The sequence below is a fragment of the Micromonospora wenchangensis genome, assembly GCF_002210435.1.
GTDB lineage: Bacteria > Actinomycetota > Actinomycetes > Mycobacteriales > Micromonosporaceae > Micromonospora > Micromonospora wenchangensis.
The window spans coordinates 19,201-45,487 of sequence record NZ_MZMV01000025.1 but is presented as its reverse complement, the minus strand read 5'-3'; the positions used below and the strand labels follow the sequence as shown (position 1 = coordinate 45,487).

Here is a 26,287-nt window from a genome sequence, read left to right as displayed (position 1 = left end):
GGCCCCCGAACCCGCCGGGCCCGTCCCGCATCCGCCCGGCGCGACCCCGGACCGGCGGCGCGGCCCCGGACCGGGCGGGGCCGACCAGCGCGACCTCCCGGCGACGCCGTCACGCCCCCGCGACCGTCGACCGCGACGGACGGGACGCGGGGGTCACCAGGTGGGGCGTTGCAGCAGGCCGACGAACTCCACCAGCAGCCGTTCCCGCAGCGCGGCGGGGGCGGCGTCGAGCAGGGTGTTCACCACCGCCATCCGGTCCGGTGGCCCGGCACCGAGCCCGAGGCCGGCGGCGAGTCCACCGATCAGCTCGGGGGTGAGCGCCTCCGGGGTCAACGACCCGGCCAGGGCGACCAGGTCGGCCGGCATCTCGACCGGCCCGGCCCGGCGGGCGGCGGCCACCGCGGCGGCCAGGTCCGGGCCGAACTCGGCCACCCGGGGGGCCACCGAGGCGGTCACCGTGAGGTGCACGCTGGCGGGCAGGTCGGCGTACCGGAGTTGGGGTTGGGTGTGCCAACCCCGGGCGGTCAGCTCGTCGACCAGGACGAACAGGTCGAGCGCCGGGTCGGTGCTGGTGAAGCAGACCACCGTGGATTCCGGTTCGGCCATCAGCCGCAGCCCGTCGACCTCCCGCACGGCGGCGGCCAGGCAACCGACGGCGTCCCGGGTGGCGGCGGCCAACCGCAGGTAGCCGTCGTCGCCGAGGTGCCGCAGGGTGGCGTACGCGGCGGCGATCGGGCCACCCGAGCGGGTCGAGGCGAGCACCGGGTTGACCATGGTGTAGCCGGGCCAGTCGGCGTACGCGAAGTACTGCGGGGAGCGCAGCGTCGCGTCCCGGTGCAGCAGCACCGACACCCCCTTCGGGGCGTACGCGTACTTGTGCAGGTCGACGGAGATCGAGGTGACCCCGTCGACGGTGAAGTCGAACGGGGGCACCGGCACGCCGAGGCGACGCAGGTAGGGCAGGGTCCAGCCGCCGAAGCAGGCGTCCACGTGGCAGCGCACCCCGGCCGCCGCCGCGACCTGCGCGATCCCGGCCACCGGGTCGACCACCCCGTGCGCGTACGACGGGGCGGAGCAGGCGACCAGCACCGTCTCCGGGCCGATCGCGGCGGCCATGTCCGCCACCGACGGGCGCAGGGTGACCGGGTCGACGGGAACCGTGTCGAGGCCGACCCGCAGCAGGTGGGCGGCCTTGGCGAAGGCGGCGTGCCCGCTGGCCGGCACCACGATCCGGGGTGCGGTCAGCTCCGGGCGGGCGTCCCGGGCGGCCTTGACGGCCAGGATCAGCGACTCGGTCCCGCCGCTGGTGACGCTGCCGACCACGTCCGGCGCGGCGCTGCCGGGTCCGCCGCCGAGCAGCCCGCCGGCCGCTCCGACGAGCCAGTTCTCCATCGCCAGCAGGGACGGAAAGGCGGTCGGGTCGAGCCCGTTCACATGCGCGCTCTCCGCGTGGGCCGCCGCCCCCAACTCGTCGAGCCCCGCCACTCCCGGGTCGTACACGTAGGCGAACAACCGCCCCCCGTGCACCGGCCGATCCCCTACCCGCAACTGCCTGATCTCGTCCAGCACCCGCTCGGCAGGCACCCCGTTCTTGTCGATCATGGACTTGTGGTGGCCTTTCCGTGGATTTTCGCGGCTTTCGTCCCCACCGCAACTCCATGATCGACGAGGTGGGTGGGGGGTGGGGGTGGGGGGAGGTAGCGGTGGGGGCGGAGGAGGAGGGTGGCGGGGGCGATCAGGAGGGCGGGGACGAGGGTGAAGCCGAGGAGGACGCCCAGGCGTGCGGTGGGGGTCTGGGGGGCGGCGGTACCGGTGGCCGAGGAGACGTAGCCGGACAGGGCCAGGACCAGGCCGTAGATGCCGGGGCCGAGGGCCAGGCCGAAGGTCTCCCCGGCGGTCCACAGGCCGGTGAAGACGCCGGCCTGGCGGCGACCGGTGCGCGCCGTGGAGGCGGCCACGCAGTCGGGGAGCAGGGCCAGCGCGAAGACCTGCTGGCCGGCGTACCCGACGCCGAGCAGCGCGACCACCGCGTAGACGGCGGCGGCGGGCAGCACCGGCGCGGCCAACAGCGCCGCCGCACCGGCGGCCAGCAGCAGCGAGGCGGCGACCAGCGCGGTCTTCTTGCCCAGACGCGTGCCGAGCCGGGTCCACAGCGGCATCACCAGCAGCGCCGGCCCGACGAAGCAGGCGAACAGCACGGTCGGCCCGGTGGTCGGGTCGCGCAGGATCTGGGCGGCGAAGTAGCTGACCCCGGCCAGGATGGTCGCCACCCCGGCGGACTGGACGACGAAGCAGAGCAGCAGCGCCCGGAACGGCCGGTCGGCGGCGACCACCGCGAGCTGGGCGCGCAGCGTCGGCTCGGTGGCGGTCACCGTGCCGGTCGCCGCCGACCGGGTGCCGAGGAACGCGCCGAGCGCGCCGAGCGCGATCAGCACGGCGACGAACACCCCCATCCAGCGGTGCCCGGCCACCCCCTCGCCGCCGGCGGTCACCACCACCGGGGCCACCGCGCCGGAGATCAGGATGGCCAGCGCCAGCACCGCGACCCGCCAGCCCATCAGCCGGGTACGCTCCGCCGCGTCGTCGGTCAGCTCGGCGGGCATCGCCACGTACGGGACCTGGAAGAAGGCGAACGCGGTGGCGGTGGCGAGAAACGCGACGGCCACGTACGCCCCGGCGGCCGGCCCGACGCCGAAGGGCGCGGCGAAGATGGCGGCGAAGAGCACCGCCAGGGCCAGTCCGGCGCCGAGCAGCCACGGCCGGCGCGGCCCCCAACGGGAGCGGGTCCGGTCGGAGATCCGCCCGGCGACCGGGTTGACCAGCACGTCCCACGCCTTCGGCAGGAGCACCAGCAGGGCGGCCAGCCCGGCGGCCACCCCGAGGGTGTCGGTCAGGTAGGGCAGCAGCAGCAGGCCGGGCACGGTGCCGAACGCCCCGGTGGCCAGCGAGCCGAGTGCGTAACCGGCGTGCACCCGACGCGGCAACCCGCCGGCGGGTGGGGAGCCGGGCCCGGCCGGCGGCGCGTCCATGCGGCCGAATGTTACTCACGTTACCGCCGGGTCACCGCCCCTCATCCGGCCACCATTTGGCGGCATCCAGATCCACCCCGGCCCCACGCAGCGGGCAGCCCTCGGCCCGCAGCAGGGCCCGGGCCCGCACCTCGTGCCCGGGTGGCAGCCGACCCGCCGCGTTCACCACCCGGTGCCAGGGCACCCCACCACCGTGCCGGGCCATGATCGAGCCGACCAGCCGGGCCGAGGCCCGCCCGGAGCGCTCGGCCAGCGCGTCGGCGATCGCCCCGTAGGACATCACCCGGCCCGGCGGAATCCGCTCGACCAGCGCGAGCACCGCCTCCACGTACTCCTCAGGCGTCACGACCGGCCAGGATATGGGAACGCGCCGGGGTCCGCCGGCACCGACCGCGCAGAATGGGCGGGTGCGCGAAGCAGTCACCCAGGCCCGACGGATCGTCGTCAAGATCGGTTCGTCCTCGCTGACCACCGCGACCGGCGGCCTGGACGAGGCCCGGGTCGACACCCTGGTCGACGCCCTCGCCGCGCTCACCGCCGCCGGCCGCGAGGTGGTGCTGGTCTCCTCCGGGGCGATCGCCGCCGGGCTCGCCCCGCTCGGGCTCCCCCGCCGCCCGCGCGACCTGGCCACCCAGCAGGCCGCCGCCAGCGTCGGCCAGGGCCTGCTGATCGGCCGGTACGCGGCCGGCTTCGCCAGGCACCGGCTCACCGTCGGGCAGGTCCTGCTCACCGTCGACGACGTGACCCGGCGGGCGCACTACCGCAACGCGTACCGGACCCTGCGCAAGCTGCTCGACCTGCGGGCGGTGCCGATCGTCAACGAGAACGACACGGTCGCCACCGAGGAGATCCGGTTCGGCGACAACGACCGGCTGGCCGCCCTGGTCGCCGCCCTGGTCGACGCCGACCTGCTGGTGCTGCTCTCCGACGTCGACGCGCTCTGGACCGGCAACCCGGCCCGGCCCGGCAGCACCCGGATCACCGAGGTACGCGGCGAGGGCGACCTGGCCGGCGTCGACATCGGCGGGGCCGGCCGGGCCGGGGTCGGCACCGGCGGCATGGTCACCAAGGTCGAGGCGGCCCGGATCGCCACCGGCTTCGGCATCCCGGTGGTGTTGACCGCCGCCCCGCTGGCCGGCGCCGCCCTCGCCGGGGAACCGGTGGGCACGTTCTTCCACCCGGCCCGGCGACGCCCGGCGGCCCGGCTGTTCTGGCTGGCGCACGCCACCGCGCCCCGGGGCCGGCTGCACCTCGACCCGGGCGCGGTGCAGGCCGTGGTGGGCCGGCGCAAGTCGCTGCTGCCGGCCGGGATCACCGCCGTGGACGGCACGTTCACCGCCGGGGACCCGGTGGACCTGGTCGATGTCGACGGGGCGTCGGTGGCCCGGGGCCTGGTCAACTACGACGCGGTGGAGCTGCCCGGCCTGCTCGGCCGGTCCACCGGAGAACTCGCCGCGGCGCTCGGCCCGGCGTACGAACGTGAGGTCGTCCACCGCGACGACCTGGTACTGCTGTGACATCAGGCGTCCCCACGCGGACGCTTCCGGAAGATCCGAAGGAGTACGCAATGAGCGTCGTCGAGCAGGCCCGGCGGGCCCGGGACGCGGCGGAGGCCCTCGCCGTCGCCACCCGTACGGTCAAGGACGCCGCGCTGCACGCGATGGCCGACGCGCTGGTGACGCGTACGCCGGAGATCCTCACCGCGAACGCGGCGGACCTGGCGGCCGGGCGGGAGGCCGGGCTGAGCGCGGCCGTGCTGGACCGGCTCGCCCTCGACGCGCCGCGGGTGGCAGGCATCGCCGACGCGCTGCGCCAGATGGCCGCGCTGCCCGACCCGGTGGGTGAGGTGGTCCGGGGCTCGACCCTGCCCAACGGGCTGGAGCTGCGGCAGGTCCGGGTGCCGTTCGGGGTGGTCGGGATCATCTACGAGGCCCGGCCGAACGTGACGGTGGACGCGGCCGGCATCTGCCTGAAGTCCGGCAACGCGGCGCTGCTGCGCGGGTCGTCCTCGGCGGCGCACTCCAACGCGGCGCTGGTGGCGGTGCTGCGCGACGCGGTGGCCGGCGCGGGTCTGCCGGCCGACGCGGTGCAGTTGCTCGACGCCGCCTCCCGCGACTCGGTCAAGGAGCTGATGCGGGCCCGGGGCCTGGTCGACGTGCTGATCCCGCGCGGCGGCGCGTCGCTGATCCGCACCGTGGTCGAGGAGTCGACGGTGCCGGTGATCGAGACCGGGGTGGGCAACTGCCACGTCTACGTGGACGCCGCCGCCGACCCGGCCAAGGCGGTGGCGATCGCCCTGAACGCCAAGACCCAGCGCCTCTCCACCTGCAACACCGCCGAGTCGCTGCTGGTGCACGCCGACGTCGCCGACGCGTTCCTGCCGGCGGTGCTGGCCGCGTTCGCCGGGGCCGGGGTGACCGTGCACGGCTCGCCCGAGGTCGCCGCGTACTCCCCCGACGTGGTGGCCGCCACCGACGAGGACTTCGCCACCGAGTACCTCTCGGCCGACATCTCCGTCGCCGTGGTCGACTCGCTCGACGCGGCGGTCGCGCACATCCGCCGCTACGGCACCGGGCACACCGAGGCGATCGTCACCGACTCGCAGGCCGCCGCCCGGGAGTTCGTGGCCAGGGTGGACGCGGCGGCGGTGATGGTCAACGCCTCCACCCGGTTCACCGACGGCGGCGAGTTCGGCTTCGGCGCGGAGATCGGCATCTCCACCCAGAAGCTGCACGCCCGGGGCCCGATGGGGCTGCCCGAGCTGACCTCCACCAAGTACGTGGTGACCGGCGACGGTCACCTGCGCTGAGCCGCCCGGCCCCGGCCCCGCCCGGGGCCGGGGTCACCAGGTGCCGGGCTCGTCGTCGGTCGGCGGCGGGACCGGCCGGGACCGGCGCACGACAGGCGAGCCGGGTGGCGTCACCGGCGAGCCCATCGGGGCGATCGGGGAGCCGGGCGGGAAGACCGGGCCGATCGGGCGGCAGGCGCGGATCGCGGTGAGCGTGGTGTGCACGTCGAACTGGTGGCCGTCGTCGCTGTCCCAGCCGCCGTCGCTGCGCTGGGTCTCGGCGAGCCGCTTGCGGGCCGACACCAGCACCCACTGCTCCTCGCCCACCTCGACCCGGCGCAGCGTGGCGGCGAGCGCGGCCACGTCGGCCGGGGACAGCTTCGGCATCCGTTCGGCCAGCACCGCCTGGATCCGGGCCGACTCGTAGTAGAGCTGCTGGCGGTGCAGCACGGCCGCGCTCAACCAGCCGGCGGCCAGGAACGACGGCCAACTGCCGTCCGGGGCGAGCTGCCCGGCCAGGGCCTGCGCCGCCGCCTGCACCACCCCGGCGTACGCGCCGCCGACGCGGTGGTCGAGCGGGCCTGCGGCGCGGGCGTCCCGACCGGCCACGCTGAGCCAGAACGCGGCGTTGGCCGAGAGGTAGAGCCGGGCCTCCGGGTCACCCGGGGTGGCCCACTCGGGGGCGCTGCCGGCCAGCCTCGGGTCCTCGTCCCAGCCGCCGTCGGGTAGTTGCCGGGCGGCCAGCCAGTCCAGGGCGTGCCGGGCCGCCGGCCGGCCGAGCGCGCCGAGGTCGTCCAGTTCGGCGAGGCGGAAGCAGGTGGCGTCGATGGACGGCACGTCACCGCCGAGCAGGGCCGGCCAGCCGCCGTCGGGGGTCTGCCCGACCTCGGCCGCGTCGAGCAGGTCGGGGGGTACGGGCGCACCGGTGCGCAACCGGGACAGCCGGGCACGGTCCACCGCGTCGCCGTGCGCCACGACGAAGCCGACCGCGGCATCCAAGTCCACCACGGCGCTGACGCTACCGGCGCTGACGCGATCCCGCCTCGGGGAATCGGTCGGGGCCGGGGGCGGTTCGTCACCACCCCCGGCCTGCGGCCCAGGTCAGTACGCCGGCAGCGAGGGATCGATCTGCTTGATCCAGGAGAGCACCCCGCCCTGGACGTGCACCGCGTCGCGGAACCCGGCCGCCTTGAGCGCGGCGAGCGCCTCGGCGGAGCGGACCCCGGACTTGCAGTGCAGCACGACCTGCTTGTCCTGCGGGAGCTTGGCCAGCGCCTCGCCCGAGATGATCTCGCCCTTGGGGATCAGGGTGGAGCCGGGGATCCGGACGATCTCGTACTCGGCGGGCTCCCGGACGTCGACCAGGAAGATGTCCTTGCCGGCGTCCTGCCACTCCTTCAGCTCGGTGGCGGTGATGGTCGCGTCGACGATTGCCTCCTGGGCGGCCTCGGAGACCGCGCCGCAGAAGTCCTCGTAGTCCTCCAGCAGGTCGGTGACCGTGGGGTTCTCCCCGCAGAGCACGCAGTTCGGGTCCTTCCGGACCTTGATCTTGCGGTAGCTCATCTCCAGGGCGTCGTAGACCATCAGCCGGCCGACCAGCGGCTCGCCGATCCCGGCGAGCAGCTTGATCGCCTCGTTGACCTGGATCGACCCGATCGACGCGCAGAGCACGCCGAGCACGCCGCCCTCGGCGCAGGACGGCACCATGCCGGGCGGCGGGGGCTCCGGGTAGAGGCAGCGGTAGCAGGGGCCGTGCTCGGCCCAGAAGACCGACGCCTGGCCGTCGAACCGGTAGATCGACCCCCAGACGTACGGCTTGCCGAGCAGCACCGCCGCGTCGTTGACCATGTAGCGGGTGGCGAAGTTGTCGGTGCCGTCGACGATCAGGTCGTACCGGGCGAAGATGTCCCGGACGTTCTCCCGGTCCAGGGCGGTGTTGTGGATCTCCACCTGGACCAGCGGGTTGATCTCGCGGATCGACGCGGCGGCGGACTCGGCCTTGGACCGGCCGATGTCGGAGACGCCGTGGATGATCTGGCGCTGGAGGTTGGACTCGTCGACGGTGTCGAAGTCGATGATGCCGAGCGTCCCGACCCCGGCGGCGGCCAGGTACATCAGGGCCGGCGAACCGAGGCCACCGGCACCCACACAGAGCACCCGGGCGTTCTTCAACCGCTTCTGCCCCTCGACCCCCACATCGGGGATGATCAGGTGACGGGAGTAGCGACGGATCTCGTCAACGGTCAGCTCGGCGGCGGGTTCGACGAGCGGGGGCAACGACACGGTGGACTCCCCGGTGATCGGCTGATGGCGAACCGAGCCATTGTTGCTCGGGCGACCACCCTTCGGCCATGAGCAGTGACACCCCGTCCGACATGCGGGAGCGGGAATATCTCAACTGCCGGGTACGAGATCGCCGGAGTAGAGCGAGCCGTCGACGTACGGCCAGGCGTTCGCCACGCAGCCGTCCAGCCCGTACGTCTGCTGCTGCATCACCGGTGCCGGCTCGCCGGGGCCGGGGCACGCCTGGTGTTCCTCGCCGAGTTCGTGCCCCACCTCGTGGTTCACCACGTACGTCCGGTAGACCGACAGGGGTGCGCCGTAGTCCGGCACCGCCTCCATCCAGCGGGCCAGGTTGATGACCACCCGGCCGGGCAGCCGGCAGGAGGTGTAGCCCTCGGTGTCCAGCCCGCCCTCGGCGCACATCCGCTCCGAGGTGGCGGGGGTGGCGAGGTAGATGATGAAGTCGGCGGCGGCGATCTCCGGCACCCGTTGCAGGCGCAGCTCGCCGGAGCGGATCCAGCTGTTCGGGTCGCCGAGCGTGGCGTCGACGGCGGCGGCGAACGTGTCCACGTCCTGCCCGGTGTCCTGCTCCACCTCGATCCGGTAGCGGTGCAACGGGCCCTCGAAGCCGTACACCTCGGAGCGGCCCTCGGCGGCGGTGAAGCGGCCGGGTCCGCTGCGCGGATAGGCGACGGCGGTCCGCTCCGCGCGTACCCCGTCGGGCAGCCGGCCACCGCCGGCCCCGTCGGCCACCCGCCCCGCGACCTGCTCGGGGCTGCCCGGACCGGGCTCCGGTTGGAGGATGACGAACCCGCCCGCGCCCGCGCCGAGCAGGGCCAGGCCGAGCAGGACGGCCCGCCGACGACGCCGGCGCATCCGGCGGCTGCGGCGCGGCCCGACGCCCGGCTCGCCGTGCCACCACGCGGAGCGCGGGTCGACGTGCCGCGGGCCGGTCCGGTACGGGCCGGCGGCGTACGGATCGGTGTGGCGCGGGTCGGGCCGGCCGGCGGCCGGCGGCTCCGGGCGCTCGGCGGACTCGGTGCTCACCCGGCCAGCATGGCAGACTAATCGGGCATAAACCCGCTATTGCCGCAAATTACGAGAACATGTTTCACTTCTCCGGTAACCGCCCGGGCACCGGGCCCGGACACCTCGCCGACGGCGGCGACGGGGTTCAGAGCGCCGGGCCGGCGTACCGGCGGCCGTCCCGGTACGGCCACGGGTTCGCCGTGCAGCCCCGCAGGAACAGCGACTGCTGCTGCATCACCGGCGCGGGCCGGCCCGCCCCCGGACACCCCTCGTGGCGGTGCCCCAACTGGTGACCCACCTCGTGGTTCACCACGTACGTCCGGTAGACCGGCAGCGGCACCCCGGCCCGGACGAAGTGCGGCACCGACGTCCGCCACCGGTCCAGGTTGATGATCACCTTCCCGGGCGCGCGGCACGACGTGTACGGCACGCCACCGACCCGGATGTCCACACCACCGGCCCGGCACAGCCGCCCCGCCGTGCCACGCGTCGCCAGCAGCACGGTGAACTCGGCCGACGCGTCCCCCGGCACCCGGCGCAGCCGCAACCGGCCGCCGTCCACCCAGCTCCCCGGCCCGGCCAGGGCCGCCTGCACCTCGTCGGAGAAGGCACGCACGTCCTCGCCGGAGCCGTCCTCCACGGCCACCCGGTAGCGCCGCACGCCGCCGGAGCGGCCGAGCGTCGCCCCGGCCCGGTCGTCGTAGCGGAAGGTGCCCCGGCCGGTCGCCGGCACCGGGCCGGACAGCGCCGACGGCGGCACCGTCGCCGCCGGGACCACGGCACCGGCCGGTGCCGGCGCGGGCACCGGCGGGGCAGACCCGACCCCGCCCGGAGCACCGACCGGCCCGCCGTCACCGAACGGCCCGCCCGCACCGGACGCCACCCCGTCACCGAACGCCCCGGTGGCACCGGGCGATCCGGCGGTCACACCGGACGCGGGTACGCCGGGCAGGCCGGCCGGGCCCGGCGCGTAACCGTTCGGGCCGCCCGGTGTCGTCGCCGCACCGGCGAGCGGCCGGCCGGCAGCCGGCGGCGGGGTGGCGACGGCCAGCCCGCCGGAGGTCACCACCAGCAGCAGGACCACCAGCGCGGTCGGACGCCAGCGGGCGGTGCCGGACGCCGGCCGTGGGAGGAGGATCGGACGCGGTTCACGGGAGGGGAGCGCAGACATCCGGGTCAGGATGCCATGCCGGGAAGCCACCTTCCGTCATCACCGGACCCCGGCGCGTCATCACCGGGCAGGGTCGCGGGACGCTGCGCCGACGGGCCCGGCGTCGACTCGGCGAGCAGGTGCAGCACGGCGCGGGCCACCGTACGCGGCACCTCCAACTGGGCCACGTGCCCGACGTCGGCCAGCATCATCAGCCGGCTGTCCGGGATGACCCGGGCCGTCTGCGGTGCCACCCGGACGTCCACCAGCCGGTCCTTCATCCCCCCGACCACCAGCGTGGGCGCTGCGATGCCGGCGGCGATCCGCCACAGCGACTCCGGCCCCGGCAGGTACGACCGCAGGAAACTGGCGACCAGCCCCCGGAACGTGCGGACGTACGCGGCGGCGTAGTGGGGTGCCTCGTAGCGGACCCGGATCTCATCCAACGCCTCCTGCCGGCGCTGCTCGCTGATCCGGCTCAGGTCGGCCACGCACGCCTCCATCGCCTGCTGGGCCATCACCTCCGGAGCGAGCTGGGCCAGCCGCCAGGCGGCCAGCCGCTCCCCGCGCGGAATGGCCAGCAGCGGCAGCATCCGCCCCTGCAACGAGCGGCCGAAGTTCAGGAACGGCAGCGCCGGGGAGATCAACGTCAGGGTACGCACCAGGTCCGGCCGGCGGCCGGCGACGTACACCGAGACGGCGCCGCCCAGCGAGTTGCCGAACAGGTGCACCGGGCCCCGGCCGGAGTGTTCGATCCAGCGCACCACCCGGTCGGCGAAGGCCGGGATCGTGTACCGCAGCCCCGGCTCGCTGCGACCGAAGCCCGGCAGGTCGATCGCCTGCCCGTCGAGCCGGTCGGCGAGCAGACCGGCGAGGTCCGTCCAGTTCTGCGACGAACCGCCCAGCCCGTGCACGTACAGCGCCGGTTCCGCGTCCGGGCCGGTGGCCGGGGTGTCCCGGACGTAGGTGACCGTTCCGTCGAGGCGTACCGGCCGGCCGGGCCAGGGCGGGGGCAGCCGGTGCGGGGGCAGGTGCTCCTCGGGCCAGAGGGCGGCGCGCTTCATACCGGCAAGTGTTCCCGTTCCGGCCCCGTGCCGACAATGTGGCCGGTCAGGCGAGCAACGCTTCCAGCCGACGGTTGACCGCCGCCAGGGTCGCCCGCACCACCGCCTGGCGCGGGTCACCGGAGACCAGCGCCGACCCGGCCAACTGCTCCACCCAGCCGTCGCAGACCAGCAGCACCACCACCGTCGCCACCTCGCAGCTGCCGAACGGCACCACGGCCGCGTGCTCGACGAAGCACCGCCCCCGTTCGGCGGTGCGCTCGGCGTGCCGCAGCAACTCGTCGACGGCAGCGGCGGCGGCCACCGCGCACAGCCGCAGGACGTACCCGTCCACGGCCGGCCCGGTGGCGTGCCCGGCGGCCGGCTCACCGGCGGTGAGCAGGCGTACCTCGACGTTGGCGTCCAGGCCGAAGGTGCTCACCTGGACGTGGTCGATGACCACCCGGGGCCCCGGCACGCCGCCGGTGTCCAGCGGTCGCGAGGGCGCGGTCTCCGTCGTGGTCATCTGCCCGCCCGAGTACGACGCGTTGAGCGTCGCCGGGCTGCCGGTCGGCGGCAGCGCACCCGGCAGGGTCTCCTCCACGCTGGCGCGTCCCCGGTGCGGGGTCGACTGCCGGCGTCGCCGGGGCACCCCGGACACCGTCGGTGACTGCTCGGCCGGCGGGTCCTCGACGTCGCGCGCCGGGCTCCCGGTCGCCGCGTCGGCGCGTACCCCGGCGGCCGGTCGCTCCGCACCGGGCCGGGCGGACGGCGGCTCCGCCGACCGGGCCGGATCACCGGCCGGCCGCTCGGTCGCCGGGGTCGGCACCCCGACGGTCGGATCGACGACGCGGGGTTCACCGGTACGGCGGCGCATCGGCGGCGGCACCGCGGCGCTCGGCTCACCGGACAGGCTCTGCGGTGCGGCGGCGAGACCCATCCGCTCCTGGAGCAGGCGGGCCACCAGCCGGCTCACCTCCGCCGGGTCGGCCCCGTCGGACAGGTCGAGCCGCAGGCTGTGCGCCCCGGCCGGGGTACGCCGCAGCGCCGCGTCGCGGACCCCGGCCACCTCACGTACGGCGTCCAGGATCGCGTTGACGTCGAAGCCCTCGGGACGTTCCCGCAGCGGGGCGGGCTCGTCGTCGCGGCGCAGGTGGGTGGCGATCCGGGCGCGTTCCGGGGTCTCGGCGGGGGGCTCCACGGCTGGCGGCTCCGGCACGACGGGCACGTCCGGTTCGGCGGGGACGCGCTGCGGCAGCACCGCCGTGCCCCGGTCCGGTCTCCGTCCGTCCACCACCGGCTCGGTCGTGGTCAGCGGGTCGGGCGCGGATCGGCGGGCCGCGTAGGGGGGTGCGCTCGTCGGGGCGGGCGCTGCGGGGATCTGGTCCAGGCGGCGTGGCCCGCTCGTGGCGGGGGCACCGGCGGTGGGGAGGGGCTCCGGCGGGTGGCCGGGCAGGTCGGTGGGGACGGCCGGCTCGGTGGGCACCGACCGGAGCCGGAACGGCTGGTCGGCGCGGCCGGCCGGGGCGGTCGCCGGGCGGGGCGACGGTTCGTCGCGCGGGAGCCGGAACGGCTGGTCGGCGCGGACGGCGGCCGGCAGCGTGGCGGCCCGCTCGTCCCGCAGGCCGGTGGGCTCGTCGCGGGTCAGGGGCACGGTGCCCGGTTCGTCCCGGCCGGCGGGCTCGTCCCGGGGCAGGGGCGGCGGGCCGGCCGGCACGTCCCGGGGCGCCTCGGCGGGTCTCCCCGTCGACCAGCCGGGCCGGTCGGCGGGGTGCGGCCGCTGCGGCGCGGGCGGCTCGGCCGGCGACCGGTCCCGCTCGCCGGGACCGGACCAGTTCCGCCCGGCCGGGTCGGACCAGTCCCGACCGGACCGCTCGGACCAGTCCCGCCCGGCGGGGTCGGACCAGTCCCGCTCCGGGCGGGTGCTCCGCTCGGACCAGTCCGGACCGGGCCGGTCGCGCTCGGAGCGGTCGGTGGGCTCGTGCCGCTCAGCCCGGTCGGCGCGCTCGTCGCGGTCCGGTACGGGGTGTTCCCCGGTGTGCCCGGACCAGGCGCGCTCGGGGTGGTCGACACCGGGACGCCCCGGGGCGACCCGCTCGGCGGCCGGCCGTTCCCGCCCGGAACGCTCGACGGTGGGCTCCGGCAGGGCCGGCGGGGTGGCCGGTTCGGTCCTGGTCAGCTCGTACGGGCGGGGCACCTCGGAGCGCACCGGCTCGTACGGCCGGGCGGGCTCGGCGCGCACCGGCTGGTACGGCCGGGCCGGCTCGGCGCGCACCGGCTCGTACGGGCGGGCGGCCTCGGCCGACCACTCCGCCGCGCGTTCGGCGCGGGTCCGTCGGCCGGCGGGTGGTTCCTCGTCCCGGGACCAGGAGGGTGCCCAGGTCCCGCCCCAGCTCGGCCGGTTCCAGCTCGGTCCGGACCAGTCCGGCTCGTCCGGCCCGGCGGTCGCCCGGCGGTCGCCGGGCGTCGGCTCCCCGGCACCGCGCGCACCGGTGCCCCGGGGGTCCGTTCCGGGCGGCCCGGTGTCGGCGGTGGGTTCGGGGCGGTCGGTCCCGCGGGGCGCGTCCGGCCCGGGGAAGCGGTCGCGGGGGTCGTCGCCGGGGCCGGCCCCGGCCCGCTCGGGGGCGTGGAAGCCGGGGGGTACCTCGAAGCCGGAGGCGGCGGTGCCCACCGGGGGGACCTGCACCGCGGGTGGGGCCGAAGTGGGCAGGTCGCCTGCGGGCCAGCGGGGCGCGGCGGGGTCGTCGGAGGCGTGCCGGGCGGCCTCCGGGTCCGGCCGTTCGGTCGGGGGCACCGGCCGGGGGGCCGGCACGACGAGCCGGTCACCGTCGGTGACCCGGGGATCGCCGGTGGGGTGGCCCGGCCCGCCGGGCGGGGCGCTCACCGGGCGACGCAGCGGGGCCGGGAAATCCGGTGCCGAGTCGTGACCATTGCGGTGGGCCCGACCGTTACGGGGGGCCTCCTCGTCGGTCGACGGGGTGGCGAACGGCGCAGGTAGATCACCGTGCCGTGCCGGCTGGCCGCCCCAACCCCCGGCGGGGTCGGGTCGGTTCCACGGCGACCCGGCCTCCCGGTAACCCGGGGCGTCGCCGCCGCCGGACCACCCGGTCGTAGGTGCCCACCCACTGGCGGAACGGGCCAGGTCGTCCTGCTGACCCGTCCCGTCGCCGTGCTCTCCCGGGGTGGCGGCACCGGGTTGCCCTGTTTCACTCACCGCGCGCTCCTTGGTCGCCCCCGCTGAGGCTACCGTGTGGTGACAGTGGCGATAAGTTACAGCGGCGGGCCAATTCCGGGGCCGGGGTGAGTGCCCTGACCGGTACGGGGTAAAAGTGCCGGCTGGAATGACGAAACTCGGAGGTTCCCATGACCGCTGTGGGGAACGGTGCGCAGACTGCCGGCCGGCCCACCCGGCTGCCCCGTTCGGCACGCCGTAAGCAGCTACTCGCGGCGGCTCAGGAGGTGTTCGTGGCGCAGGGGTACCACGCCGCCGCGATGGACGACATCGCCGAGCGGGCCGGGGTTTCCAAGCCGGTGCTGTACCAGCACTTCCCGGGAAAGATGGATCTGTACCTGGCGCTGCTCGACACGCACTGTGACGCCATCGTCGCCAAGGTGCACGACGCGATGCGCGGTACCAACGACAACAAGGAGCGGGTCGGCGCGTCGGTGCAGGCGTACTTCGACTTCGTCGACCACGAGAGCGAGGCGTTCCGGCTCGTCTTCGAATCCGACCTGCGCAACGACCCGGCCGTGCGGCAGCGGGTCGAACGGGTGGAACAGGGCTGCATCGCGGCGATCACCGACACCATCATCTCGGACACCGGGGTCAGTCGGGCGCACGCCGAACTGCTCGCCTCCGGCCTGGTCGGCGCGGCCGAGACCGCCGCCCAGTTCTGGCTGGCCGGCGGTCGGCAGGTGCCGAAGGCCGAGGCCGAGGCGCTGGTCGCGGCGCTGTCCTGGCGGGGCATCGCGAGCTTCCCGCTCCAGGGTGAGTCGGCCTGAACATCCGGCCCCGAGATCGGATAGCCTTCCGATCGGCGGCTATCTCGCCCACCTGAGGAGGCACAGTGGAGGTCAAGATCGGCGTGCAGTACGCGCCGCGCGAGCTGGTTCTGGAGAGCGCGCAGTCGCCGGCCGAGATCGAGCAGATCGTGACCGACGCCTTCGCCAAGGCGGAGGGGACGCTCTCCCTGACCGACGAGAAGGGTCGACGGGTCATCGTGCCGGTCACCAAGGTCGCCTACGTCGAGATCGCCGAGGCGTCCGCCCGCGCGGTCGGTTTCACCGTTCGCTGAACCGGTCCGACCCTGCGGCGGGCACGGCCCGCCGCAGGGCGACCCGGTGACGCGGGTCACATTTTTCACCCCTGCCGAAAAGCCGGCCATCCAGGTCAGGGGCGTGTACCCACCCGCTCGGGTAGGATGAGGTAGTTGCCGTGGGCGCCGATCTGATCGAAGTCCTGCCCACGGCGCGCGTGCGGCCCGGTCTGACACGGCGATTCTCCGCCGTCGATCGCGCGGCCCACGCCATACCGACCGCGCCCTGAGGACACCACGGGGCGCACCACGAGAGGGCACCCCCAGATCCAGATGAGCGAACAGATTCTCGACCAACTGGAGGGCCAGGAGCTGGCCCCCACCGCCCCGGTCCGCCCGGAGGCCCCCACGTTCGCCGCACTCGGCGCGCGGCCCGAGACCGTCGAGGCCCTGGCCGCGGCGGGCATCACCCGCGCCTTCGCGATCCAGGAGTACGCGCTGCCGATCGCCCTGCGCGGCACCGACCTGATCGGCCAGGCCCCCACCGGCACCGGCAAGACCCTCGGTTTCGGCGTTCCGCTGCTGGAGCGGGTCTTCGCCCCGGCCGAGGGCAGCGACGGCGTGCCGCAGGCCCTGGTCGTCGTGCCGACCCGCGAGCTGGGCATCCAGGTCGCCAAGGACCTCGCCGCCGCCGGCCGTACCCGGGGCGTCCGGGTGCTGCCGATCTACGGCGGGGTGGCGTACGAGCCGCAGATCGACGCGCTGCGCAAGGGCGTGGAGATCCTGGTCGGCACCCCGGGCCGGCTGATGGACCTGCAGAAGCAGAAGCACCTGCGGCTGGACCGGGTCCGCGCGCTGGTGCTCGACGAGGCCGACCGGATGCTCGACCTGGGCTTCCTCGACGACGTCGAGAAGATCCTGGCGATGCTGCCGGAGGACCGGCAGACCATGCTCTTCTCGGCGACCATGCCGGACCCGATCGTCACCCTCTCCCGGCGGTTCCTGCGCCGGCCGGTGACGATCCACGCCGGGCACACCGCAGAGACCGGCCCGTCCCCGCAGACCCAGCAGCTGGCCTACCGCACCCACTCGATGAACAAGATCGAGATCGTGGCGCGGATCCTCCAGGCCGAGGGGCGCGGGCTGACCATGATCTTCACCCGTACCAAGCGGGCCGCCGACCGGGTCGCCGAGGACCTCGACTTCCGGGGCTTCGCGGTGGCCGCGGTGCACGGCGACCTGGGTCAGGGCGCGCGGGAACGGGCGCTGCGTGCGTTCCGGGCCGGCAAGATCGACACCCTGGTCGCCACCGACGTGGCCGCCCGGGGCATCGACGTCAGCGGCGTCACCCACGTCATCAACTACGACTGCCCCGAAGACCAGGACACCTACACCCACCGGATCGGTCGTACCGGCCGGGCCGGGGCGACCGGGGTCGCGGTCACCTTCGTCGACTGGGACGACATGCCCCGGTGGCGGATCATCGACAAGACGCTCGGCCTCGACATGCCCGAGCCGCCGGAGACCTACCACACCTCCCCGCACCTCTACACCGACCTGGACATCTCGCCCGAGATGACCGGCACCCTGCCGACCGCCGAGCGGACCCGGGCCGGGCTCTCCGCCGAGGTCGAGGAGGACCTGGGCGGGCGGTCCCGCCGGGGCGAGAGCGGTGGCCGGGGTGGCCGGCGCGGCGAGGGCCGGGGACGCGGCGAGAGCAGCGGACGGGGCGGCGGACGCGGTGACCGGCGTCGGGGTCGCCCCGACTCCGACGCGCCGGACGCCGCCGGAACGCCCGTGGAGACCGCCGAGGAAGGCACCCGTACCCCCCGCAGCCGGCGTCGTCGCCGGGCCGGCGAGGTGGTCGGGGGCGAGCCGGGCACGGTGACCACCGGCGGGTCGACCGGCACCGCCGCCGGCCCGACCGGCGAGCCCGCCGTCGCCGCCGGGTCGGCCACCGAGGGTGAGCCGGGCCGGCCGCGTCGCCGCCGCCGGCGGCGCGGTGGTGGCGGCTCCGGCGCGGACGCGCCCGCCGAGGCCACCGCCGACTGACCCGACAGCACCGACGACATCCCCCGGCCGTCCGACGGTCCGGGGGATGTCCCGTCTGCGCCGGTGGACACCTCGCCCCGCCGGCCCCACGCCCTATCAAGGCAGCGTGAGTCGCCGGGCCCTGCACCCCTGCCGGAGCGCGCCCGGAGGCGGCATACGCCGGTGGCCGACGTCCCTGCCGGGGCGGGCCGGGAGCGGCGAGGGCCGGGTGGGAAAGGATGATGGAGCAATGCCGGAACCGTTGGACGCCGCCCTGACCGAGGTCCGGGCGTTGCTGCTCGACCCCGCCCTGACCCGTGCCGTCGCCGCCGGCCGACGCCGGGGCCGACGCCCCACGGTGGTACGCGCCGAACTCCGCCCGGTCGCCCTCAAGGCCGGCCCCCGGTTGCAGATCTCCACGTCCGACGGCGCGCGGCCGTACACCCGGAACGTGTCGCCGGGCGCGGAGGCCGACGCGGCGGTCGACGCGCTGCTCGCCGAGCCCTTCGGCAACTGGCACGTGGAGACCGCCGGGGCGACCCTCCAGCTCCGGGTGACCAAGTCCGGCGAGGCGCAGGTGCACCGGGCGGCGGCCAGCCGGCCGGCCGCCCCGGCGGACGGTCACGACCGGGCCAAGGAGTACCTGCTCGACCCGGGTGACCCGATCTTCGCCGAGATCGGCGGCAGCGCCGCCAAGCGCCGGCAGGTGGACGCCTTCCTGCGGGCGCTGGCCGCCACCCTGCCCGACGATCTCACCGGGCGGCTACGCGTGGTCGACCTGGGCTGCGGCAACGCCTACCTGACCTTCGCCGCCCACCGCTACCTGACCGCCCGCGGGCTCGACGTGGAACTGGTCGGGGTGGACGTGCGGGAGGACCAGCGGCAGCGCAACAGCGAACTGGCCGAGCGGCTCGGCTGGGCAGACCGGGTCTCCTTCGTGGCCGGCACCATCGCCGACGCGGTGGTGGAACCCGCCCCCGACCTGGTGCTCGCCCTGCACGCCTGCGACACCGCCACCGACGAGGCGCTGGCCCGCGCGGTGCGCTGGAACGCGCGGTGGATCCTCGCCGCACCGTGCTGCCACCACGACCTGGCGGCGCAGCTGCGCGCCCGGCCGGCCCCGACGCCGTACGAGCTGCTGACCCGGCAGGGCATCCTGCGGGAACGCTTCGCCGACGTGCTCACCGACGCGCTGCGGGCCGGCCTGCTGCGGTCGCACGGCTACCGGGCCGAGGTGGTCGAGTTCGTCGACTCCCGGCACACCCCCCGGAACCTGCTGATCCGGGCCCGCCGGACCGGCACGGGCGGCGGTGACCAGCAGGCGGCCGAGTACCGGCAACTGGTCGACCAGTGGCAGGTGACCCCCCGCCTGGCCACGCTGCTGGCCGACCCGACCGGGGACGCCGTGCGGGGCGACGGCGCCGACGGACCGGCCACCGCGCCGCACTGAGCCGGGCTCAGCGCCGCCGGTCGCCGCTGCGGCCGCCGGGGCGTTCCCCCGGCCCCCGGTCGACGATCGAGGAGATCCGCTCACGCGGCCCCCGCTCGTCGTCACCGGACGCGGTGGGGAACGGCACCACCGTGCCGGACAGCTCGGCGTTGCCGGCGGCGGTGAACGCGTTCCAGGAGATGTCGACCAGGAGCCGTTTGAGTTCGGCGTGCCGGACGGCGGCGCTGCGTTGCAGGGCCAGCCGGACGCCGAGCAGCACCCCCACCAGGGTGGTGGTGACGGCACCGGCGGCGGCCAGCACGTGCGCCCCGGTCACCGCGTCACCGGTGAACACCAGCACCAGCAGCCAGCTCCAGAAACCCAGGGCGAACACGGCCGCCTTGACCACGAAGAAGAGGCTGACCGCACCCGGGCGGTGCGGCACCGGACGGTCGTCGGGCTCGGCCATGCTGCTCCTCACCGGATGCACGACGGGTGGACGGACCCGCCTAGTTCGATTGACCTACGGCAACTGACGCTGTGTCACGACCGGCGGCGGAACCGGCCACGACCTGCGCCGTCACCCCGAATGGACGTCGTACGGGCCTTCGGACGACCGGTACGGGGAATTGCACCGGACCGTCGTCGTACTACCCTCGGAGGGCGTACCGGACACCCCGGCTCCCACCCGAAGAGGACGATCTCCAGGCATGGGTTCGACAGAGGTTTCACCCCAGATGGCGTTCGCCCGCTTCGTGCGACGGGCCATCGACGACGCCCGTGACGAGCGGGGTTGGACGGTGAGCGACCTCGCTGCCCACACCGGTGTCGGTCGGTCCACCGTCTTCCGTTGGCTCGCCGGTGACTGGCAGGACTACCCCGAACTGGCCAAGGTGCGCGGTTTCTGCGCCGCCCTGGACCTGCCGGTCGCGGCGGCCTTCCGGGCGCTCGGCCTGCCCGACTCGGGGCCCACCCCCCGCCGCCGCGCCGACGACGGGCCGGTGGAGGCGGACGTCCGGGTGATCCTCGACCGGCTGGCCGATCCGGCGGTGCCCGCCGAGGAGAAGCACCACATCCGCGACCTGCTGCGCTACCTGGCCCGCCGTCCGGTCCGCCGCGCCGGCTGACCCGCTCCACCGGTCCCGACCCGCCGCCGTCCGGTGGGCCCGGGTCGCACCCCGGCCCGGGTCGGGCCGGGCGGGGTCAGCGGACGGTCAGGGTGAACTCGGCGGTGCGCACCACACCCGCCACCTGGAAGTCCAGGTACATCCGGTAGCTGCCGGGGCCGGGCGCGGTCAGCCAGAACGTCACCGTGTCGGTGGCCGGCCCGGGGCCCGGGTGCACGTGCAGGTAGCCCAGGTCCCCGTCGCGCAGGGCGACCAGATGCCCGTACGCGCCGAGGTAGCGCTCCAGGGCGGCGGGTCGTCCCGCCGGGTCCCGGACCGTGAACCGCAGCGGTACGGCTGCGCCCACCTGCGGGGTGCCCTCGTAGCCGACGGTGAACCCGTCGACCGTGGCCCGGGTGGCCGGGGCGGGCAGCGGGCGGGGCGCGTACTCCCCCGGGGCGACCAGGTCCACGCCCAGCGTCGCCGGGGTCTGCCGGCCGTCGTCGGCGACCGCCGTGAAATCCGTGTACGCCCGCCAGACGCCCGGCTGCGGCAGGGTCAGCGGGATCGACCAGGTGCCGTCGGCGGCCATCGTCGGGTGCAGGTGCTGGAATCCGGTGAGGTCGCGGCGTACCACCACCAGGTGCATCGGCTTGTCGTGCACGATCGCGAACCGGGTGACCGGGCGGCGCTGCGCGTCGCGGATCTGGAACCGCAGTTCACCGACCCGCCCGGCGGTGAACTCCCCGCCCGACGGGACCAGCGTGTAACCGCCTGAGCTGACGGACAGGCCGGTGGCGGCGTCGCCGGAGGGGTCCCCGCCGGTGCCGTCGTGCTGGTGCGCGCCGGTGCCCGGAGCGTGGGTGTGGTCGCCGGCGGCGGTCGCGGCGGTCGCCGCCGTACGCTCGGTCGGCCGCCCGTTGGCCCGGCCGAGCCCGAAGCCGAGCAGGACGGCCAGCACCAGACCGCCCACCACCAGCGCCAGCCGCAGCGTGGCCCGGTCCGGCCCGACCGTCGACGCCCCGTCCCCGGCTGCGGTCCCGTCTGCGGACAGCGTCCATCCGCCGGGTTCCACGCCGCCGGGTTCCTGCCGGTCCGCCGGTTGCGCGATCCCCGCGTCGCCGTCCCGGCCCTGCCGGTCGGCCGGGTGCGCGACGCCCATGTCGGTGCCCCGGTCCACCGGTTCCGGGGTGTCCTGGTCGGTGGCCGGCCCGCCACCGCCTGCCGGGCCGGCGGGCCGGGTGACGGATCGCTGGTCGGCCATCCGCCCACCGTACCGTCGACCCCGCCGGCACCGGAGCGACGGCCGGACACCGTGGCGGCGGTCGCATCACGGCCGGTCGGGGAACTTTTCCGCCCGCCCCGTCGACCGCCGGTAGGTCCGCGACCCGGATCGACCCACCGGCTGCCGGCTGCGTCGGGGTGGCCGCTTGCAGCCCCGAGCCGGATCGGCCGGTGGTCGACGGCTCGGCGGAGCCGCGCACCGCCACCATCGCCCCGGGCCGGGGCAGTCAGCCGGCGACGGCGAGGGCGAGCGGGAGGACGTCGGGGGCGCCGGCCCGGCGCAGCAGGCGGGCCGCCATCGTCATCGTCCAGCCGGAGTCGACCAGATCGTCGACGAGCAGCACCGGGCCGTCCAGCCCGGCCAGCGCGCCGGCAAGCTCGTCGGTGACGGTGAAGGCGTCGTGCAGGGCGCGTACCCGCTGGGCGCTGTTGCCGCGCGGCCCGCCGACCCCGGCCGGGCCGGTGGGGGTGACCAGGCCGAGCAGCGGCAGCCGACCGACCGTGGCGATCCGCTCGGCGAGCGACGCGACCAGGGTCGGGTGGCTACGGGAGCCGACCGCGACCACCCCGGCCGGGCGGCGCGGCCACGGGTCGTCGCCGTGGGCCCACGCTTTCAGCACCTCCACCACGGCCGCCGCCACGTCGTCGGACACCGGGCCGTCGGCTGTGCCGGGGCCGACCAGGCCACGCAGCCGGCCACCCCAGCCCAGGTCGGACAGCCGCCCCACGGCCCGACCGGCCAGCGCCTGCTCCGTCGGCGGAATCCGCCCCTTCAGCGGTACGCCGACCGCGTCGAGGCCGGTCGGCCAGAGCTTCTTGGGGGCGATCTGCACCCCGGGGCGGCCGAGGAAGGTCTGCGCGGCGGTCAGCGCGGGGCCCGACACGTCGGCGGTGAACAGGGGCGCGGCACAGCGGTCACACCGGCCGCAGTCGTCCGCCCCGGTGTCGTCGAGGCAGTCCCGCAGGTACCGCATCCGGCAGCCGGGCGTCGCGGCGTACTCGCGCATGGCCTGCTGCTCGGCGGTGCGGGCCTCGGCGACGCGGCGCAACCGGGCCTCGTCGTAGGTCCAGGGTTCGCCGGTGGCGAGCCAGCCCCCGCGCACCCGGCGGACCGCGCCGTCGACGTCGAGCACCTTGAGCATCAGTTCGAGGCGGGTCCGGCGCAGGTCGACGAGGGGTTCCAGGGCCTGGGTGGAGAGCGGCCGGTCGGTGTGCAGGGCGGCCAGCACGGCACGTACCTGCTCCTCCGGCGGGAAGGCGAGCGAGGCGAAGTAACGCCAGATCGCGGCGTCCTCGACGCCGGGCAGCAGCAGCACCTCGGCGTGTTCGACGGCCCGACCGGCACGGCCGACCTGCTGGTAGTAGGCGATCGGTGAGGGCGGCGCACCCAGGTGCACCACGAAGCCGAGGTCGGGCTTGTCGAACCCCATCCCGAGCGCACTGGTCGCCACCAGCGCCTTGATCTTGTTGTCGAGCAGGTCCTGCTCGGCGGCGCGGCGGTCGGCGTCCTCGGCCTGGCCGGTGTACGAGGCCACCGACCAGCCGCGCCCGCGCAGGAACTCGGCGGTCTCGGTGGCCGCCGCCACGGTGAGCGTGTAGATGATCCCCGAGCCGGGCAGCGCGTCCAGGTAATCGGCGAGCCAGGCCAGCCGGTGTGCCGGGCTGGGCAGGTCGAGCACGCCGAGCCGCAGCGACTCCCGGTCCAGGGTGCCCCGCAGCACCAGCACGTCGGCCCGCCGTCCACCGGCGTCGGCGGGTGACGCGGCAGGATCGGCGGTCGGTGCGGCAGGATCGGCGGTCGGTGCGTTGCCGTCGGCGCGAGGCCCCGGGGGCGACACGGCGCGGTCGGTGGGGGGCGGGGTGGGTTCGGTGCCGAGTTGTTCGGCGACGTCCCGGGTCACCCGCTCGTTGGCGGTGGCGGTGGTGGCGAGCACCGGGGTCCGCTCCGGCAGGTTGCCCAAAAAGGTGCGCAGCCGGCGGTAGTCGGGTCGGAAGTCGTGCCCCCAGTCGGAGACGCAGTGCGCCTCGTCGACCACCAGCAGCCCGGTGGTGGCGGCCAGCCTCGGCAGGACGGCGTCCCGGAAGTCGGGGTTGTTGAGCCGCTCGGGGCTGATCAGCAGCACGTCCACCGTGCCGGCGTGGATTTCGGCGGTGATCTCGTCCCACTCGTCGAGGTTGGCGGAGTTGATGGTGCGGGCCCGGATGCCGGCGCGGGCCGCCGCCTCCACCTGGTTGCGCATCAACGCCAGCAGCGGGGAGACGATGACCGTCGGCCCGTGCTCGCCGCGTTCGCGCAGCAGGGCGGTGGCCACGAAGTAGACAGCCGACTTGCCCCACCCGGTGCGTTGCACGCAGAGCACCCGCCGCCGGTCCACCACCAGCGCCTCGATGGCCCGCCACTGGTCCTCCCGCAGCCGGGCGTGCGCGCCGGCCAGCCGCCGCAGCACCTCCTCGGCCCGTTCCCGCACCGCCGCCCGTTCCCCACTCATCCGGCATTCCTACCACCCCGGCCGGACACCCCGACCTCCCACGCGGTTGATCAAGAGGTTTACGTCATGATCCGCGCGCAGGGTGACGCAAATCTCTTGATCACCGGGGCGACCGGGCGACAGGCGTGAGGGACTGCCGCCCCTCGGGGGTGGTCCTTGACCTGGGGGTCCACTCTGGGTGGTGGAGCCCTCACCCGCTGGAGGTAGAGATGCGTTGGCTCATCGTCCTCGTCGTCGTACTCGTGGTTCTCGCAGCCGTGGCATGGTGGCGTCGTGGCCGCCGGCCGGTGACCGACGGGGACCGGCAGGTACGTGACCTGGCGGCATCGGAGCAGGCCCGCCGCCGTCTGGACGACCACCGGAACCCGACGGACGGCAGCAACCTCCGCAGCACCGGGGGTGGGAGTCTGTGACCGGACTTCCGGCGGCACGCCGTCGCGTCGGCGGCGACCGATCCACGTCCCGACCCCGGTCGCCGCGCCCACCCGCCCGAGACCCCGGGTACCTCCACCCCCTCTTGGGCCGATGTTGCGGTGTCCGGGCGAAGGAATACCGCAACATCGGCGACATAGCGCGGATCAAGCGCCTGACCGCCCGGTGAGCCGGGCTATCGCGGCAGCGGCTTCCCGAGCGTGCGTACGACGGTCGACGACATCGCCGCCAGTTCGGGCTGGGCGGGCAGGAAGACCGTGGGGACGCCCAGCGACTGGTTCATCGCGGCGAGCCGGCACTCGGTCTGGAGGTCGGTGGTGTTCCGCACGCCCCGGACGATCACTCCCGCCCCGTGGCGGAGGCAGTACGCGGCGGTCAATCCGCGCCAGGCGGCGACGGTGACGGAGGTCCATCCCGCCGGCAGGCCCGCCCGGACGGCGGCGGCCCGTTGTTCCTCGTCGACGCCCGGATGCTTGCTGCCGTTGACCGCGACGAGCACGACCACCTCGTCGAAGAGGGCGCGGGCCCGGCCCACCACGTCCAGGTGCCCGGGGGTGAAGGGGTCGAAGCTGCCGGGGTAGACGGCACGTACCCGACCGGAGTTTCCTGCCGGTGGCAACCCGTCGACGCCCATACCCCGACTGTAGGTGCCGGCCGCCGTCTCGATCGACTCCCGTGGGCCGAGGTAGCGGTGTCCGGGCGAGGGGACACCGCTACCTCGGCGACAGTGCGCGGATCAAGCGCGGATCGACCGGCCGGTCAGCGGGTGGCAGGCCGGCGCGGGCGGCGACTGCGGTGTCCGGCTGGTCGGCGAAGACGCCGTCCAGGCCGAGACCGAGGAAGAGTTCGTACTCGGCGGTGATGTCGCCGCGGGCGTTCGGGTCGGCACCGATCCGGAAGTCGACCGGGAGGAACTGGTTCTCGGCGCGGAACGTCCAGGCGTGCACCAGCAGCTTGTGCCGGTGTGCGTCGCGGACCACCGTGGTCGGGGCGAGCAGCCGGCCGGTGGTGTCCCGGGGGACGATCAGGTTCTTGTTGAGCCCGACCCCGTCGGCGTACCTGGCGATGCCGCGCAGGCCGGCGGCGGTGGCCAGGTCCTGGTAGGTGCGGGGGTCACCGGCGGCGGTGAAGTCGTACGGCCGGCCGGTGGCGTCGAGGAGCTGGACCAGCGGCACGTCGATCATGCGGTCGAGCGTGCGCAGGTTGGCGGTCTCGAAGGACTGGATGAAGACCGGGTCGTCGCGGTGGGTCAGCTTGTTGCGGCGCAGCACCGTGACCAGCGGCTCCTCCAGCGGCAGCCCGATCGAGGCGAAGTAGGTGGGGTGCTTGGTCTCCGGGTAGACGCCGATGGTGCGGCCCCGCGCCTTCGACTCGGCGCGGGCCAGGTCCAGCACCTCCTGGAAGGTGGGCACCGCGAACCGGCCGTCGAACGCGGTGTTCGCCACCCGTACCTGCGGCAGCCGCTCCTTGGCCCGCAGCGTCTTCAGCTCGGCCAGGGTGAAGTCCTCGGTGAACCAGCCGGTGACCGGCACCCCGTCGATGGTCTTGGTGGCCTTGCGGCCGGCGAACTCCGGGCGGGCCGCCACGTCGGTCGTACCCGAGATCTCGTTCTCGTGCCGGGCGACCAGCACCCGGTCCCGGGTCGAGACCAGGTCGGGCTCGATGTAGTCGGCGCCCATCCGGATCGCCAGCCGGTACGCCTCCAGGGTGTGTTCCGGGCGGTAGCCGCTGGCCCCCCGGTGGGCGATCACCAGGGGCCGGTGGGCGGCCCGGTCGGCGCGGTCCGCGTCGTCCTCGCGGGCCGAGGCGGCGCCGGGGGCGGCCACCGGGACGGCGACGGCCACGGCGAGCAGCGCGCCGGCCACGCCGAGAGCGGAAAGGGTACGTCGCAACGCGGTCTCCTTGGTCGTATGGGCACCCGGCCGAGCGCCGGTACGC

General features: G+C 75.3%; 21 protein-coding genes and 1 pseudogene. 8 read left to right on the top strand and 14 right to left on the bottom strand.

Features of this window, described 5'->3' with window-relative positions; genetic code table 11:
• Nucleotides 1-153: 153 nt before the first annotated feature.
• The 3 genes from B5D80_RS16380 to B5D80_RS16370 are packed head-to-tail and all read right to left on the bottom strand — an operon-like array spanning nucleotide 154 to nucleotide 3,375.
• Nucleotides 154-1,602: a pyridoxal phosphate-dependent decarboxylase family protein gene (locus tag B5D80_RS16380; protein WP_088644750.1), complete on the bottom strand. Its 1,449-nt coding sequence runs from the start codon at nucleotides 1,600-1,602 to the stop codon at nucleotides 154-156.
• The gene (locus B5D80_RS16375) at nucleotides 1,599-3,029 is read right to left on the bottom strand and encodes an MFS transporter (RefSeq protein WP_088644749.1); all 1,431 of its coding nucleotides are present in this window, start codon (nucleotides 3,027-3,029) and stop codon (nucleotides 1,599-1,601) included. Before B5D80_RS16375 ends, B5D80_RS16380 begins: the two co-directional genes overlap by 4 nt.
• Nucleotides 3,030-3,060: 31 nt before the next feature.
• A complete protein-coding gene (locus B5D80_RS16370) occupies nucleotides 3,061-3,375 on the bottom strand; it encodes an MGMT family protein (RefSeq protein WP_088644748.1) in 315 nt (104 codons plus the stop codon).
• A 13-nt stretch (nucleotides 3,376-3,388) separates the two neighbouring features.
• On the opposite strand from B5D80_RS16370, the gene proB reads away from it, so the two are divergent.
• A complete protein-coding gene (gene proB, locus B5D80_RS16365) occupies nucleotides 3,389-4,546 on the top strand; it encodes a glutamate 5-kinase (RefSeq protein WP_088644747.1) in 1,158 nt (385 codons plus the stop codon).
• Nucleotides 4,547-4,596: 50 nt separating this feature from the next.
• Entirely contained in the window at nucleotides 4,597-5,838 is a 1,242-nt protein-coding gene (locus B5D80_RS16360; protein ID WP_088644746.1) for a glutamate-5-semialdehyde dehydrogenase, read from the top strand.
• A gap of 168 nt (nucleotides 5,839-6,006) precedes the next feature.
• On the opposite strand, the pseudogene B5D80_RS16355 reads toward B5D80_RS16360, so the two are convergent.
• The 6 genes and pseudogenes from B5D80_RS16355 to B5D80_RS16330 form a co-directional block, all read right to left on the bottom strand.
• A pseudogene (locus B5D80_RS16355) lies at nucleotides 6,007-6,825 on the bottom strand (hypothetical protein); the annotation flags it as partial.
• 93 nt (nucleotides 6,826-6,918) lie between these two features.
• Nucleotides 6,919-8,100 carry an adenylyltransferase/sulfurtransferase MoeZ gene (gene moeZ, locus B5D80_RS16350; RefSeq protein ID WP_088644745.1) on the bottom strand — a complete coding sequence of 394 codons (1,182 nt, stop codon included), beginning with the start codon at nucleotides 8,098-8,100 and terminating at the stop codon, nucleotides 6,919-6,921.
• A 111-nt stretch (nucleotides 8,101-8,211) separates the two neighbouring features.
• Complete coding sequence (locus B5D80_RS16345; RefSeq protein WP_245854647.1) at nucleotides 8,212-9,147, bottom strand: DUF3152 domain-containing protein; 936 nt, start codon at nucleotides 9,145-9,147, stop codon at nucleotides 8,212-8,214.
• A 127-nt stretch (nucleotides 9,148-9,274) separates the two neighbouring features.
• Nucleotides 9,275-10,300: a DUF3152 domain-containing protein gene (locus tag B5D80_RS16340; RefSeq protein WP_088644744.1), complete on the bottom strand. Its 1,026-nt coding sequence runs from the start codon at nucleotides 10,298-10,300 to the stop codon at nucleotides 9,275-9,277.
• Nucleotides 10,301-10,305: 5 nt separating this feature from the next.
• Nucleotides 10,306-11,343, bottom strand: a complete 1,038-nt coding sequence (locus B5D80_RS16335) for an alpha/beta fold hydrolase (protein ID WP_088644743.1) — start codon at nucleotides 11,341-11,343, stop codon at nucleotides 10,306-10,308.
• A gap of 46 nt (nucleotides 11,344-11,389) precedes the next feature.
• Nucleotides 11,390-14,536, bottom strand: a complete 3,147-nt coding sequence (locus B5D80_RS16330; protein WP_245854645.1) for a hypothetical protein — start codon at nucleotides 14,534-14,536, stop codon at nucleotides 11,390-11,392.
• Nucleotides 14,537-14,685: 149 nt separating this feature from the next.
• Here B5D80_RS16330 and B5D80_RS16325 point away from each other — a divergent pair, with 149 nt between their 5' ends.
• From B5D80_RS16325 to B5D80_RS16310, 4 genes are all read left to right on the top strand, one after another.
• Nucleotides 14,686-15,324, top strand: a complete 639-nt coding sequence (locus tag B5D80_RS16325) for a TetR/AcrR family transcriptional regulator (protein WP_088644742.1) — start codon at nucleotides 14,686-14,688, stop codon at nucleotides 15,322-15,324.
• Between the two features lie 65 nt (nucleotides 15,325-15,389).
• Entirely contained in the window at nucleotides 15,390-15,617 is a 228-nt protein-coding gene (locus B5D80_RS16320; RefSeq protein WP_088644741.1) for a DUF3107 domain-containing protein, read from the top strand.
• Between the two features lie 294 nt (nucleotides 15,618-15,911).
• A complete protein-coding gene (locus tag B5D80_RS16315; protein WP_088644740.1) occupies nucleotides 15,912-17,630 on the top strand; it encodes a DEAD/DEAH box helicase in 1,719 nt (572 codons plus the stop codon).
• 229 nt (nucleotides 17,631-17,859) lie between these two features.
• Nucleotides 17,860-19,059, top strand: a complete 1,200-nt coding sequence (locus B5D80_RS16310; RefSeq protein WP_088644739.1) for a class I SAM-dependent methyltransferase — start codon at nucleotides 17,860-17,862, stop codon at nucleotides 19,057-19,059.
• A gap of 7 nt (nucleotides 19,060-19,066) precedes the next feature.
• On the opposite strand, the gene B5D80_RS16305 is transcribed toward B5D80_RS16310, so the two are convergent.
• Nucleotides 19,067-19,507, bottom strand: a complete 441-nt coding sequence (locus tag B5D80_RS16305) for a hypothetical protein (protein WP_088644738.1) — start codon at nucleotides 19,505-19,507, stop codon at nucleotides 19,067-19,069.
• 241 nt (nucleotides 19,508-19,748) lie between these two features.
• Between B5D80_RS16305 and B5D80_RS16300 the strand changes: the two genes are divergently transcribed.
• Nucleotides 19,749-20,165, top strand: a complete 417-nt coding sequence (locus B5D80_RS16300; protein ID WP_088644737.1) for a helix-turn-helix domain-containing protein — start codon at nucleotides 19,749-19,751, stop codon at nucleotides 20,163-20,165.
• Nucleotides 20,166-20,241: 76 nt separating this feature from the next.
• On the opposite strand, the gene B5D80_RS16295 is transcribed toward B5D80_RS16300, so the two are convergent.
• Nucleotides 20,242-21,408, bottom strand: coding sequence for a hypothetical protein (locus B5D80_RS16295; RefSeq protein ID WP_245854643.1), 1,167 nt, complete (start codon nucleotides 21,406-21,408; stop codon nucleotides 20,242-20,244).
• Nucleotides 21,409-21,655: 247 nt separating this feature from the next.
• Nucleotides 21,656-23,917, bottom strand: a complete 2,262-nt coding sequence (locus tag B5D80_RS16290; protein ID WP_088644736.1) for a RecQ family ATP-dependent DNA helicase — start codon at nucleotides 23,915-23,917, stop codon at nucleotides 21,656-21,658.
• Between the two features lie 209 nt (nucleotides 23,918-24,126).
• Between B5D80_RS16290 and B5D80_RS16285 the strand changes: the two genes are divergently transcribed.
• Nucleotides 24,127-24,330: a hypothetical protein gene (locus tag B5D80_RS16285; protein ID WP_088644735.1), complete on the top strand. Its 204-nt coding sequence runs from the start codon at nucleotides 24,127-24,129 to the stop codon at nucleotides 24,328-24,330.
• A 194-nt stretch (nucleotides 24,331-24,524) separates the two neighbouring features.
• Here B5D80_RS16285 and coaD read toward each other — a convergent pair whose 3' ends face one another.
• Nucleotides 24,525-24,983: a pantetheine-phosphate adenylyltransferase gene (gene coaD / locus B5D80_RS16280; protein ID WP_088644734.1), complete on the bottom strand. Its 459-nt coding sequence runs from the start codon at nucleotides 24,981-24,983 to the stop codon at nucleotides 24,525-24,527.
• A gap of 79 nt (nucleotides 24,984-25,062) precedes the next feature.
• Nucleotides 25,063-26,241, bottom strand: a complete 1,179-nt coding sequence (locus B5D80_RS16275) for a glycerophosphodiester phosphodiesterase (RefSeq protein ID WP_088644733.1) — start codon at nucleotides 26,239-26,241, stop codon at nucleotides 25,063-25,065.
• Nucleotides 26,242-26,287: the final 46 nt, after the last annotated feature.

What these genes read in the sequence shown, in the direction of transcription:
- B5D80_RS16380 (WP_088644750.1), bottom strand. Translation starts at nt 1,602, where the DNA reads ATGATCGACAAGAACGGGGTGCCTGCCGAGCGGGTGCTGGACGAGATC.
- B5D80_RS16375 (WP_088644749.1), bottom strand. Translation starts at nt 3,029, where the DNA reads ATGGACGCGCCGCCGGCCGGGCCCGGCTCCCCACCCGCCGGCGGGTTG.
- proB (WP_088644747.1), top strand. Translation starts at nt 3,389, where the DNA reads ATGGGAACGCGCCGGGGTCCGCCGGCACCGACCGCGCAGAATGGGCGG.
- B5D80_RS16360 (WP_088644746.1), top strand. Translation starts at nt 4,597, where the DNA reads ATGAGCGTCGTCGAGCAGGCCCGGCGGGCCCGGGACGCGGCGGAGGCC.
- B5D80_RS16340 (WP_088644744.1), bottom strand. Translation starts at nt 10,300, where the DNA reads ATGTCTGCGCTCCCCTCCCGTGAACCGCGTCCGATCCTCCTCCCACGG.
- B5D80_RS16335 (WP_088644743.1), bottom strand. Translation starts at nt 11,343, where the DNA reads ATGAAGCGCGCCGCCCTCTGGCCCGAGGAGCACCTGCCCCCGCACCGG.
- B5D80_RS16325 (WP_088644742.1), top strand. Translation starts at nt 14,686, where the DNA reads ATGACCGCTGTGGGGAACGGTGCGCAGACTGCCGGCCGGCCCACCCGG.
- B5D80_RS16315 (WP_088644740.1), top strand. Translation starts at nt 15,912, where the DNA reads ATGAGCGAACAGATTCTCGACCAACTGGAGGGCCAGGAGCTGGCCCCC.
- B5D80_RS16310 (WP_088644739.1), top strand. Translation starts at nt 17,860, where the DNA reads ATGCCGGAACCGTTGGACGCCGCCCTGACCGAGGTCCGGGCGTTGCTG.
- B5D80_RS16305 (WP_088644738.1), bottom strand. Translation starts at nt 19,507, where the DNA reads ATGGCCGAGCCCGACGACCGTCCGGTGCCGCACCGCCCGGGTGCGGTC.
- B5D80_RS16300 (WP_088644737.1), top strand. Translation starts at nt 19,749, where the DNA reads ATGGGTTCGACAGAGGTTTCACCCCAGATGGCGTTCGCCCGCTTCGTG.
- B5D80_RS16295 (WP_245854643.1), bottom strand. Translation starts at nt 21,408, where the DNA reads ATGGCCGACCAGCGATCCGTCACCCGGCCCGCCGGCCCGGCAGGCGGT.
- B5D80_RS16290 (WP_088644736.1), bottom strand. Translation starts at nt 23,917, where the DNA reads ATGAGTGGGGAACGGGCGGCGGTGCGGGAACGGGCCGAGGAGGTGCTG.
- B5D80_RS16285 (WP_088644735.1), top strand. Translation starts at nt 24,127, where the DNA reads ATGCGTTGGCTCATCGTCCTCGTCGTCGTACTCGTGGTTCTCGCAGCC.
- coaD (WP_088644734.1), bottom strand. Translation starts at nt 24,983, where the DNA reads ATGGGCGTCGACGGGTTGCCACCGGCAGGAAACTCCGGTCGGGTACGT.